General features: G+C 57.4%; 7 protein-coding genes and 5 pseudogenes. 3 read left to right on the top strand and 9 right to left on the bottom strand.

All coding sequences use genetic code 11. The features are described from left to right. The 6 genes and pseudogenes from CPT76_RS42260 to CPT76_RS22180 all read right to left on the bottom strand — a co-directional run. Nucleotides 1-158: metallophosphoesterase (locus CPT76_RS42260; protein WP_181153001.1), on the bottom strand; the 158-nt coding region annotated here is incomplete at its 3' end. A 353-nt stretch (nucleotides 159-511) separates the two neighbouring features. Continuing rightward, a pseudogene (locus CPT76_RS22195) lies at nucleotides 512-2,584 on the bottom strand (3'-5' exonuclease); the annotation flags it as partial. Next, a pseudogene (locus CPT76_RS42255) lies at nucleotides 2,583-3,017 on the bottom strand (UvrD-helicase domain-containing protein); the annotation flags it as partial. The pseudogenes CPT76_RS42255 and CPT76_RS22195, both read right to left, overlap by 2 nt. Then, nucleotides 2,998-6,528, bottom strand: a pseudogene (gene addB, locus CPT76_RS22190) (helicase-exonuclease AddAB subunit AddB). The pseudogenes CPT76_RS42255 and addB, both read right to left, overlap by 20 nt. 301 nt (nucleotides 6,529-6,829) lie before the next feature. Continuing rightward, nucleotides 6,830-7,207, bottom strand: a complete 378-nt coding sequence (locus CPT76_RS22185; RefSeq protein WP_105444497.1) for an ArsR/SmtB family transcription factor — start codon at nucleotides 7,205-7,207, stop codon at nucleotides 6,830-6,832. Between the two features lie 2 nt (nucleotides 7,208-7,209). Then, nucleotides 7,210-7,371: pseudogene (locus tag CPT76_RS22180) on the bottom strand (SRPBCC domain-containing protein); the annotation flags it as partial. Nucleotides 7,372-7,536: 165 nt separating this feature from the next. On the opposite strand from CPT76_RS22180, the gene CPT76_RS37670 reads away from it, so the two are divergent. After that, complete coding sequence (locus CPT76_RS37670; RefSeq protein WP_181152999.1) at nucleotides 7,537-7,767, top strand: hypothetical protein; 231 nt, start codon at nucleotides 7,537-7,539, stop codon at nucleotides 7,765-7,767. A 92-nt stretch (nucleotides 7,768-7,859) separates the two neighbouring features. Here the strand turns inward: CPT76_RS37670 and CPT76_RS37665 are convergent, their stop codons facing one another. Then, entirely contained in the window at nucleotides 7,860-8,027 is a 168-nt protein-coding gene (locus tag CPT76_RS37665; protein WP_181152998.1) for a hypothetical protein, read from the bottom strand. 183 nt (nucleotides 8,028-8,210) lie between these two features. Here CPT76_RS37665 and CPT76_RS22170 point away from each other — a divergent pair. Further along, nucleotides 8,211-8,530, top strand: a pseudogene (locus CPT76_RS22170) (MazG nucleotide pyrophosphohydrolase domain-containing protein). A gap of 194 nt (nucleotides 8,531-8,724) precedes the next feature. On the opposite strand, the gene CPT76_RS22165 reads toward CPT76_RS22170, so the two are convergent. Together CPT76_RS22165 and CPT76_RS22160 are read right to left on the bottom strand one after the other, a co-directional pair. Next, entirely contained in the window at nucleotides 8,725-9,639 is a 915-nt protein-coding gene (locus CPT76_RS22165) for a hypothetical protein (protein WP_105444496.1), read from the bottom strand. A gap of 133 nt (nucleotides 9,640-9,772) precedes the next feature. Beyond that, entirely contained in the window at nucleotides 9,773-11,143 is a 1,371-nt protein-coding gene (locus CPT76_RS22160) for a class I SAM-dependent rRNA methyltransferase (RefSeq protein ID WP_105444495.1), read from the bottom strand. A gap of 149 nt (nucleotides 11,144-11,292) precedes the next feature. Here CPT76_RS22160 and CPT76_RS22155 point away from each other — a divergent pair. After that, nucleotides 11,293-12,280, top strand: a 988-nt coding sequence (locus tag CPT76_RS22155) for a Na/Pi cotransporter family protein (protein ID WP_105444494.1), incomplete at its 3' end; no start/stop codon positions are given.

Below are 12,280 nucleotides of genomic sequence, written 5' to 3'. Positions count from 1 at the left end.
ACCGAATCATAGACATCCCCGGCCATCATGACCAGATCAATCTTCTGATCGTGTACAATCCGGACCAGTTCCTCAACGAAATCTTCCTGCTCTTTCATCCGGCTCCGGCCCTCGAGCGTCCGTCCAAAGTGCCAGTCACCCGTGTGAAGTATGCGCATCCTGCTTCTCCCTCCTGAGCTTGCTTTCGCGCAAGCCGTGAACCCAGACGGATTCATGCCGTGTATGGGTCACACCTAAAAAATGAAAAACACCTAACCAACGATCCATTCCTAAACCCGATCGCGTCTAAGAATACAATCAAATTCTATTAAACTATCGATTCTATTAAACAATCGATTCTATTAAACTATAGACTCTATTAAATATCGATTCTAAAAAACGATTATTTCGAAAAAACTACCATTTTGAAAAACGATCCAATCGAAAAACGAGATTAAAGAAACTTTCAATACGAACGATCAAAGCAAAAACACTTTTATATTAATTCAACATAAGACCTTTTAATCTTTCACTACAGCAAGACGGACTGCTTGGCATCCACAAAGTACAGCCATTTCTCCTGGACCGCCTCACCTAATATATCTTCCAGCGCCCGGGCGTACAGTTCCAGCTGGAACCGATAGCTCTCCGCCAGAGCGGCTATTCCGCCGCGGTGTTCCAGCACCCGGTCGGTTTTATAGTCGACGATGACATATTTACCGTCCTGACGGAACAGGCAGTCGACGATCCCTTGAATGAGCACCACTTCGTCCGAAGCCCGGGTCTCTGAATCCGATGCCTTCATTGGTATGATGTTCCCCTCGTTAAAACGCTCGGTCGCAAGCAGCGCTTGATGCGCCTCATGAGCCGGTAGACCGTAGCTGAAAGGCATTTCCCTCGACACCCACTCCGCCGACTGCAGTCTCTTGCCGATGTCGCTGTCAAAAAAGGAGGCGATTTGCTCCGGTTCCACGATCTCAGCCTGCGAGCTTGTAAGGATCGCCAGGTCGACCAATCGCTGCAGCGTCGCTTCCACGACCCGCAAATCTACCAATCCCGCATCCAGAGGGATGTGCTGCATGACGGTATGGTACACCGTTCCCCGTTCCGTAGGACTCATCCGGCTCTGCTCCATAAATTTGGGCCGGCGCAGGGCAAGCGTACCCGTCTGCTGGGAGGCAGGCAAACTGTGCTCCCGCCGAACCCGGGTCTCCTCGACCCAGTCCAGGGTGGGCCCGTCCTGCAGGGCAAGCAGCTTTTTCATTTCGGTCACGGACGTTTTGGCCGAGAGTCGGCTGGCGGCAGCATGCGGATATTGCCAGTTCAGCCGGGCAGATATTCGGTCAGGCGACAGGAAAGAACCACCATCCGGCTCATCGCTGCCCGGGAATACCGTCTCTCTACGAAGAAGCGAGTTCAGCTTGCGCCGGCGCTCCGGTGTCGATTCTTCCGCTTCCTCCCAGCCCCCAAGCGCCGCCAGCGTGAGATCCTCTGTGGAGAGGATCGAAATGCGCCAATCCGCCGGATCGTTCTCCAGCGCAGAGGCCGTCTCGCCTTCCAAACCGCCGAGCTCGCGCAGCTTGGCGGCCGCCGGGTGGCGGATCAGCGCAGGCCCGACCCAGTCGAGGTAGCTTCTGCCCCTTGCCAAGAGGTAATCGGGGAGCATCAGCTCCGGCCGGCTCTGAACCTGGGCCCAGGAGGACACCTTTTTCTCCAGATCCTTCACCGTCCCGATCAAGATCATCTTTTCTTTCGGCCGGGTCAGGCCGACGTAGAGCACTCGCATTTCCTCGGCAAGCAGCTCCAGCTGGGATCGGCGGCGGATGGCCAGGTTCGGGAGTGTCGGATAGCTGACCCTCTTCTCGGTATCCACAAATTTCGGTCCGAAACCAAGCTCCTTATGCATCAGGAACGATGCGTTCAAATCCTGCTGGTTGAACATTTTGGACATGCCTGCCAAAAACACGACCGGAAATTCGAGGCCCTTACTCTTATGGATTGTCATAATTCGGACTGCATTGTCCCGGCTTTCAGCCGTGCCTGGTCCGCCCAAATCCGATCCGTTATCACGCAGTCTGGAAATAAACGTCAAAAAGCGGAAAAGTCCGCGGGAAGACGTCGTCTGTTCAAACTGGACCGCCCGGTCGTGCAGCGCCTTCAGATTGTCCTGCCGCTGCATTCCTCCGGGGAGGCCGCCTACCCAATCCAAATATCCCGTTTCCCGGTACAGCAGCCAGATCAGATCCCCCAGACTGCCTTGACGGGCAATATTTCGCCAGCGTTCCAGCGAAGCCAGGAACCCTGCCAGCTTCCGCTGCAGTTCAGGAGAGAGGCTGAATTCCTCATCCACTGCTTCCGTTTGTTCCGCCCACTCCAGGGCGGCGGCACTTTCAGCGTAGGCAGGGAGCGTCCCTTCCTCGTCCGGAATCGAAATTGAATCTCCAGGATCCGCAGACGCGGGAACCGTCCCTCCTGCAGCCGCCATGACGGCCTCATAGAACGTACCCTTCCCGCATAACCGGACCTGTGCCAGATCTTCCTCGGTCAGGCCGACGATCGGCGAGCGCAGCACGCCTGCAAGCGGAATGTCCTGCCGGGGGTTATCGCATCAGCTCGGCTTCATTCTCGTTCAGGATCCGGAACCCCGGATCGATCGGGATCATCTGATAGTACCTGCGGATCACTTCAAGACAGAAGGAGTGAAGCGTCGTGATCGAAGCACGCCCGAGCAGGGACAGCTGCCGCCGGAGATGGGTATTCTCCGGATCCTTCTCCAGCTGCCGGTCCAGTGCGTCGCGGATGCGCTCACGCATCTCGGCCGCAGCCGCCTTAGTGAACGTGGCGACAAGCAGCCGGTCCACGCTGAAGCCCTGCTCCTCATTCAAAATTTTCCGGATGATCCGTTCGACCAGAACGGCCGTTTTCCCTGAGCCTGCCGCCGCCGCGACCAGAATGTGATCGCCGTGAAGCGAAATCGCCTTCCACTGATCGTCGCTCCACATGCTGCCTGCCGGCTTTTCAATTTCGATCATGCGCATCTCCTCCTTGGCGGCTGGACATCATTTCCCATACCTGCGATTTATTCGGCTTACCTAGCAAATGGTAATGGTTGCCCTCGACATTTTCGTCAAACTGGCACACCGGCTTGAACGGACAGAACGTGCATGCCGTCTCCTGCTGGATGCGGTAAGGCTCAATGTCCACGTCCCCTTCGGTAATTCTCGTCCCAATCCGGGTGATATTGTCCCTGACGGAAGACAGCAGCGTGTCCCACTGATCCGGCGTAGCGACCGATGCGGAGCTGTAGAAGCTTCCGTCCGATTTGACGGCAACCGGAAGGATGGATGAATGGCCTTTGTCCAGAGATGCGTCCATTTTGGATATGACGTCGCGGTCGGCCAGCAGCAGCCCCTTCATTTTGAACCGTTTGAGCAGCTCTTCCGCCGCCTGCTCCATCGTCAGCCCGTTGCTCGACTGCAGGATCGGATCATGCACGTGAAAATCAGCGTTCCCGCTGGCAGCGCCTTGCTGCCCAGCCAGTGCTCCGCATAGGTCAACAGCACGTCCAGATAGGTCAGCATCTGCAGGGACAAGCCGTAGTACACCTCATGAAGCCGCAGGTCCTTCTGTCCGGATTTATAATCGATTACGCGCAGCAGCAGTCCGTTTTCACCTTGGGCCATATCCACCCGGTCGATTCGCCCGATGACCTCCATCACCGTTCCGTTCTCAAGGGAGAAGGTCAGCGGAGGCAGCGGTTTACCCGGGCCAAAATCCAGCTCCAGGCCGACCGGCTCAAAGCTACCCCGCCGTGCCTGCTCGCCCAGAATGACAGAGGCGCGGCTTACGATATTTTTGAGCTTGCGTGAAATGTAGCCGTAGCGCTTGCTGCTCATCAAAATTTCTCCCTGCAGCATTGGAGCGAGGCGCTCTACCGTTGTTTCCGCTTCGCGCCGGCACTCTTCGGCTGTCAGGCTTCCCCAGCTCCGCTTCTGTTCCTGCAGCCGCAGCGCCATTTGGGTCAGCGCCGCGTGGAACAGCTGGCCGATATCCGGCGCCTGCAGGCGGTACAGCTGCCGTTCGCGCAGCTTCAGCCCATGTGAAGCGAAGTGTGAAAACGGGCAGGCAACGAATCGCTCCATGCGGGATACGCTTGTCCGGATTTTGGCACCGTACAGCCTGCGGCTGGTCTGCGGCTCCAGCTGGCGGGTATCGTTGCGGTAAAACAGCGACCGCAGCAGCATATCCAGCGGCCCCTTCCATTCCGGTTCCCGGATATACCAGTTATACACATCCCACCACAGCTGCGGGATTTCCGCGCCCTGCTTCCATTTGCGCAGCTGAATGATCAAATGGCTGAGGCTCTGGCGGGGGTGGGACAAATACGCAAGCAGCTCTTCTTCCCGCTGCTCTGCCGATGGCTGCGCCGACAGGCGGCGAACCGGCAGACCGGGGAACATTTTGCGGACATGCCGCACCACTTCGGACGGCAGCAGCTCCTTGCCCTCATCGTCTGCGGCCGGATAGCTGACCCATACATGCTGGCTGGCCGAGGTCAAGGCGTTGTAAATCAGGAACCGTTCGTCGAGCAGCTTGCGCGAAATGCCAGGAGCCAGCTCCATTCCGGTTTGCGACAGCAGGGAGCGCTCCTGTTCGGTCAGCACCCCGTCATCCTGAAACACGGCCGGGATGACTCCGTCGTTGACGCCGAGCAGAAACGCGTACTTTACGCCACCTGTCCGCGTCCGGTCCATATTGCCGACCAGCACCTGGTCGAGCGCAGGCGGAACCAGGCCCAGCTTCAGTTCGCTCAGCCCCGTTTCCAGAATGCCGGCAAACAGCTCGAAGGACATCTTCTCCGTACCCATCATTTCCACAATCTGATCCAGCAGCTCCAGGACCGCATCCCACAGCTGGCGGTGTTCCCTCGCCGCCTCCGGACGCCCGGACTCCAGCGCTTCGCGGCTCCACAGGTCCAGCTTCTCGGGAATGTCGGCTTCCTCGAGCAGACGGAAGACCGCTGTGCTGAGCTCCTCGGCGCTGCCCGCCTTCTTCACCCGCTTGCCGAATGCCAATAGCGGCTCGCTGACCACCCTCCGGCAGTGCTCCATCAGGCTGAGAAGCTGCTCTCCGGATTTGCGCCGGTCGTAGCCGTTTTCTTCCAGGGACAGGCTCGGAACGGCTTTCCACGGACGGCCGTCCGTCCAGCGGTATCCCTGAATTCCGCAGGCGAGGGCGTAGTTCTCGAGCACGTCCATATCCTCCCGTCCCAGCGACCCGTCCAGCGGAAGCAGCAGGTCGCTCTTGATGCAGCGGAATACGTCCTCATGCCGCCAGTTCCGGCGCACGACATCCAATGCGGAACGAATAAACTCCACCAGTGGATGGTGCAGCTCGCTTCGCTTCTGGTCGAGAAAGAACGGAATGCCGTAGTCCCGGAACAGGGGCTCCACCAAATGCTCGTAATCGCCCAAATTACGGACGAACACGGCCATTTCGCGGTATCTCGCCCCTTCCTCCCTGGCCAGGCGCAGCATCTCCCTCAAAGCCCCTTCCACTTCGGTGCGCCGGTTCTCGGCCGCATAGAGTGAAATCCCTTCGGTTTCCTGAAGCTGATCTTTCTCCTGCCCCTTCCAGGGAATCCGCCGGTCATAACCGCGCTCTAAATGAGCAAGACGCGGGCTGAGGCGGAATTTGGGCAGGTCCGATGCCGGCAGAATCGAATCGTTCGTTTCGATGCCCAGCTCGTCGGCCATTCCTCTCAGCTTGATGTAAGTCGTGGCGGTCGGGTGAAACAGATCCAGCTCATGCGGCTGCATGCTGCCGTGGTACGGCTTGTCCAGCGTGAGCGCAATGGTGACCGATGATGCATGGGCCATCAGCTCGCGAACAACCCCGTATTCCTGCGGAGTCATCCCGTGAAAGCCGTCGATCCATACGTCCGCACCTTTGACATAAGACGAGCGGCGAATTCCTTCAGCCAAAGTGACGAGCGTATCTTCATCATCTATATAAAGCGGTGATATTTCCTGTTCAAAGTCGCGGTACACCGTCCATAAATCCTCCAGCTTATATCGCAGGATGGGCGCGGCCGCCTTCTGCTCCGTCAGCTGGGTCAAATGCTCTTCCAGCACGGCGGAATCTACGCAGTACCGCTTGAGCTCGGTATACAGCTCGTTCAGCTTGCCTATGAAACCCAGCTGGTCACCGGAGGCACCGAACAGCTTCAGCTCCTCTTTGCGGCGCTGAATGATTTTGTACAGCAGCATTTTTTTTGCCTTCTTCGCTGATGCCGACTCTCGCCGACCCGCCGGTCTCCTGCATCACCCGGTACGCCAGGCGCCGGAAGCTGAGAACCTGCGCACGGACGCTGCCTCTGACAGCGCCCGATGATACCAGGCTGTGCTCCGCCTGGAATGAGCCCTGCTCGGGAACGAGCAAGATCAGCGGGCTGCCCTTAGGCTCTGCTTGCAGCCGGGACGTAATCTCGCTTAGGATCGCCGTCGTCTTGCCGCTACCGGATCGTCCGATCAGAAAATGAACCGACATGGTGTTGCCTCCTTCGTATGTAAACCTCGAAAACTATTAAATATAAGTATAACACAACCTTTTTTGAAAAGAACGTATGTTTGCGGGACTGTAAAAAGGAGGCACTTGCCGTTTTTGCAATTATCCGATACGCTCAACCCGAAGGAACGCCGTTTCCCGGCATGCCAAACAGCGGTACAGGAGGAGGTGATCCTCTTGTACCGCTGTCTCTTGTTTTGCTAAATTTTTACGAATGCTAGTTTCCAGCCTTCCGGCCATCATTCAGGGATCATGGTTCGGTATAGAACGATTGAATCACCGGCTAATCTTGTTCCTTCTCCTTTTCCACAAGGGTCAGCGGGCCAGGGAAGCGTTCGGAACCATCCGACTCCACGAAGTGCTGCAGGGCCGCCATCTTGTTCTCCCAAAAGCGTTCAAAATAGGAGTACCAATCCTTGAGCTCCTGCAAGGGCCCCGGATCCAGCCGGTACCTCGTCTCGCGGCCGACCTTCCTTTCCTTCACCAGTCCTGCCTCCGACAGAATCCGCAGATGCTTGGAAACCGCCGTCCGGCTCATCGGAAAATGGCTGCTGAGAACCGTTACGGGCATCTCCTGATCGGACAGCAGCTTCAGCAGCTGGCGCCGGGTCGGGTCGGCCACGGCCTGAAATACGTCGTGCTTGGACGCAGTCGCCGTCATGTTTACGCCTCGACGTATCTGCCCAGCTTCTGGTGGAGTCCGGCCCAGCCTTGGTCCATCGTCTCGCGCACGATCGTATGGGGCTGGTTGAACTCGGTCACTTGGTCCGCGCTCCAGCCGGAGTGGATGAGCGTTACTTCCGTTTTGCCGTCCAGCTCCTTCACGATGCAGCATGTCATGTCGCTCGAGCGGACCTTCGACACCGCGGCTGCCGCCGCCAAAACGCCCTTTTTCTTCAGCAGCGACATTTCCCCGGTTTCCCGCCCGATCGCCATCGACGGGAGCATACGTTAATTGAACAAGGACTCCACCGTGAGGCGGTATTTTGGATGGGCGCCACCTTCGCGCGCTGCCACAAAATTCTCGCCGCAGACAGCGATCCGAATGTGCAAAAAGAGCTCGCAGCCGGTCTGGAAGCATTTCTGGCCGATCTCGGCTTTCACACCGTCCAGGACTTCAGCGTGCGTGCCGCTGCGGTCATCGACTTTTTGCCGGAGGTGTGGCGCGCAGCGGAAACGATCATGGCGTCCAACCCTGAAATTACTGGCCGTTCCATGTGATCTCCTGGCAGCCTATTGGCTTTTTACAGTAAGCGGTGTGCCCAATCACCACAAGTTGCAGCAACCAGCCTGCTTTTCATATGCAGCCCGTGTTACTTCTGGATTTTATACCACTGCTCGTTTTCCTTGATCTCGTAATGTACCATCCAGTCGTACCGGACTTCCCGGGCCACACCCCAATCGGGCAAGTAACGCCGGATCTCCTCCTGCCGCGCTAGCTCGCATATGGCATCGAGTTCCTCCAGCTGATACTCCCGCAAAATAATATCGCCGCAATCGATGATAAAGGGGATTTTTCAGTCTATTTATGTGTACTTAAATGTAAATAATGGTTTTTGCCCTCAATCCAGCCTTTGAGTAACGCACCAACCTCTTGCCTCCATCCCTTATACTTATAGAAGTGCCTATCACTAGAACATGAATTGCATGAGGAGGCGGAAACTGTGGATGTGAACGCATTTCAGCAGTGGGTCAAGGAGTATTATGAACAGCGGGGCTGGTCCGAGCTCGATATCTTTATCCGGATTGGCTTTTTGGCAGAGGAGACCGGCGAAGTGGCCGGGCGATCCGGGCGCTTGAAATCGGCCGGGACCGGCCGGATGAAGCCGTGGGTACGTATGACGAGCATAAGCAGGAGCTTGTGGAAGAACTTGGCGACGTGCTGGGGAATCTGATTGTGATCGCCAACAAATACGACATCGGACTGGAGGACATTTTTGCTTCACACCGGGACAAGCTGGTCCATCGCTATAAGCAGGAATGATAGTAACCGGGACAAAGCGAAAGCTTTAGCCTTGGAATTGAAAAAAGCACGCTGTTTATATAGCCTGGGTAAAAAATTTCAAAAATCCCTTTTCGCATCCGGCGAGAAGGGATTTTTAACACTTTGGTGCTGGGGGTTTGGATCAATGATATGCGGATCATCGAATGCATCATCCTTTTGCCTCGCATGGCAGATTACATACCGCTGTAATAGACCGGCAGCTCCGAGCGGTTGGCCGCCAGCCACAGCCGGTTATCCTTCGTCCAGCGCAGCGGATAGCCGACACCGGCTTTGAGCGCCTTCCCTTTCAGGATATCGACAATCCATACGTCACGATTGGCCAGTTGGACCGCATACAAACCGGAGGGATTTCCGGATGCGGCGGTAAAGCTGGTGATGTCCGTTTCCTTTGCGATCAGTGCGTTCTGAGCTAATATTCGCCTGGCCGCGGCCGGCAGCTTCGGATCGGCTTCGTAGGAAGCCCCCTCCCGGTTCAGACGGATATGAAGAACGCCACGGGTTCGGCCCTCCTTATATCCGTCAACAGGGACCGTTACGGTCTCGTTATCGTTCCAGGCTAAAGGATAAATAAACAGGAATCCGTCGCTGTGTGACAAATAGCTCACTCTCGGCCGATGGAGCAGCTGGTTCCCGTCCCGGTCCAGCACAATCAAGTCGGCATCCGGACCAAACGTGTCGTCCGAAGCGACCAGCAGCGCCACACGATCGTTGTCAGGTGATGCAGATATACCGTAGACCGGGCGGGCGGACTCGTACAGCTCCTGGGACACTCCGGATCGGGTATTTACCCGGTACAGCTTCAAATGACCGTTGACGGCATAGATCTCGTGCTTGGCAAGCCGGTCCGCATATTGAACATTCAACCCAAAATCGTTCGTAAACTCCACCTGAGGCGGCGCCCATTCCGGCTGAGAAAGCACGCTTATCGAACCGCTCTGCTTCAGAATCGAAGGCAGCCTGCCACTCAAGCTGTACACCAGCATCCCTGGCCCATTTTCCTCCTCATCGTCCCAAACGGGTTGATACGATGTTAAGGAATCAAGCGGCCACTCCTGAACGGTCGTTCCGTCCCGGTTCAGAAGGCGCACGCCGGAACGTCTACTTCCTAGACGCTACAATCCCCCAAGGTTACGCTTGCTTCTCTTTCAGACGAGCTTGCCGCTGCGAAACAAAAAAACCTTTCCGTCCATCACGGAAAGGTTTGGTTTCTCAAGATCAAAGTTAAGCCCTGCTGCGAACTTCAAATACAGCAAACTTGAGGTAATGCCCTTCATCGACGCCGAGAATTTGCGGGTGGTCCTTGCCGGCCGCACGCCATTCGATCAGGCGCAAAATTTTGCCGGCATCGGCTGCCGCTTCCTGGATCGTGGCCAGGAACAGGTCCGGGCGCATATGGTACGAGCAGCTGGCCGTGACGAGGTATCCTCCCTCGTTCACCAGCTTCATGCCGTGCAGGTTGATATCCTTATAGCCGCGGCAGGCGCCCTTCACGGCGCTTTTCGTCTTGGCAAAAGCCGGCGGGTCCAAAATAACGACGTCCCACGTCCGGCCGCCCCCTGCGGTCATTTTCTTCGAGGTATCGACCTTCTCCTCGTTCCCTGCGGCCCGCTGCCGCCGTTCCTCCACACCTTTGACCTGATCGCGCAAATATTGGAAGGCGTCGGCGACAACAAATTCCACGCGGTCCTCAAATCCGTTCAGCACGACGTTTTCCCTGGCGCTCTCAATCGCGTGCTGGGAAATATCGAGGCAAGTGACCTTCTTGGCTCCGTACTTGCAAGCATTCAGCGTGAAGCTGCCCGTATGTGAAAAGCACTCCAGCACTGTGGCCCCGTCCCAATAAGGGAAGGTGACGACTTTACCGCTTTTGTTTACCGGAAGGCTGACGCGCTGCCCGTCCTGCTCTACTTCCTGCAGCGTAATCCCGCTGCGGCCTCCCCAGCCGGTCATCAGCGGAGCGATCGAAGCCCGGTTTTCCCGCTGGTCGAAGAAATAGCCCGTTTTCTGGCCTTCTTCAATGTCGACCTTCACGAATAGACCGTTCTCCGTCACGGTCACGTGGCGCGGGCATTCCCCGTACAGCGGTCCCTTGGTCTGCTCGAGCCCTTCCAGCTCGCGCACGGGAACGTCGCTGCGTTCATAGATTCCCTGCGGGCTCAGCACCTCGACCAGCGCGTCGACGATGTCCGTACGATGCACGTCCATGCCCAGCGTCAGCAGCTGCACGACAAGCACATCGCCGAAGCGGTCCACGATCAGCCCGGGTAGAAAATCCGCTTCCCCATACACGAGGCGGTAAGCATTATCTCCTTTCAGGAAACGCTCCCGGTGCTCAAGGCAGCCGCGGAAGCGTTCGGCAAAGAAGGCACGGTCCATCGTCTCGACGGGATGGTACGAGATGACCCGGACCGTAATTTGCGAGGCCGGATTGTAATAGCCCGTGGCCAGGTACCGCCCTTGATGATTGACCACATCCACGAGGTCGCCCGGCTCCGGGCTGCCCTCCACCGAGGCAATTTCATTGTTGTAAATCCAGGGATGCCCCTGTTCCAGCCGCTTCTTCCGGCTGCGCTCCAATACGACAGATGCCAATCGATTCACTCCTTCAACATTTCAAAAATGGATATATGGATTCCGGCAAGTCCCCGGCTGAAGCCCCTCTTAGAGTCATGGTTGTCCAGGGCTGGACATATACGTAACTATGGTCGACTCCATAAACAACCCCAAGGAGGACTTACCACGTGTTTCAAACTGTCGTGTTTCCCGTCGTGTACGGGTTTGTTATTTTTATGGCCGGCATGAAGGTGATGGAGGCGGCCCTTGGCAAATGGGCAGGGCCCCTCCTGTCCGCCTTCCTGCAAAAGGCCACCGCTTCACCGCTGAAGGGGCTCCTCTTCAGCACCGGCATCACGGCCGTCCTGCAGAGCAGCACCGCCGTCACCGTCATTACGATGGGCTTGGTCAATGCCGGGCTGCTGACGTACGAACGCACTCTCGGCATTATACTCGGCAGCAACATCGGCACCTGCCTGACCACCGAGCTGATCGGCCTGCAAATCGGACGGATCGCCCTGCCCCTCTTGACCGTCTCCCTGATCGTGTGGGCGGCCGCCGTCATTTTCAGCGAGAGTTCCCCTCCGGGAATCCGCCGTATTCAGCACCTGATGATGCCCGTCCAGTTTCTGTCGCTGGCCATCGCCGGCTTTGCCCTGGTCATGCTGGGCATCCGCGTCATGCAAAAGATCGGTCCGGCCCTCGAGCAGTCCGGTCTGTTCGGCTGGTTCCTGGACCGCGCAGCCGACAGCGTATGGTGGGGCATTGCCGCCGGCGCGGTACTGACCGCCCTGATGCACAGCAGCGCCGCCGTCATCGGCCTGGCTATCGCGCTGGCCTCCTCGGGAACGCTGCCGGTCGACGTCGGCATCGCCATCGTGCTCGGCGCGAACGTCGGCACCTGCGTGACCGCGGTTCTCGCCTCCATCGGCAGCTCCGCCTCTGGCCGGTTCGTCGCTTGGACCCATGTGGTTCTGAACGTCGGCGGAGCCCTCCTCTTCATGCCCTTGATTCCGCAGCTGCACTGGGCCGTGGCGGCCATCACCGGCAGTGAAGGCGCGCAAATCGCCCACGCGCAGACGCTGTTTAATGTGATCAGCTCCCTGGCCGCTCTGCCTCTATGCTACCTGCCGATCTGGAAAAAGCCGCACACGCCTGAGTGTATAGCTCACCCTT

This window comes from Paenibacillus sp. AR247 (assembly GCF_002968895.1).
In the GTDB taxonomy this organism is placed as follows: Bacteria; Bacillota; Bacilli; order Paenibacillales; family Paenibacillaceae; genus Paenibacillus_AQ; species Paenibacillus_AQ favisporus.
This window is presented reverse-complemented; position numbering and strand designations above follow the sequence as displayed.

Bases quoted from the DNA above. Each gene is read 5' to 3' on its own strand.
- CPT76_RS22185 (WP_105444497.1), bottom strand. From the start codon at position 7,207: ATGACGGCGACTGCGTCCAAGCACGACGTATTTCAGGCCGTGGCCGAC.
- CPT76_RS37670 (WP_181152999.1), top strand. From the start codon at position 7,537: ATGGGCGCCACCTTCGCGCGCTGCCACAAAATTCTCGCCGCAGACAGC.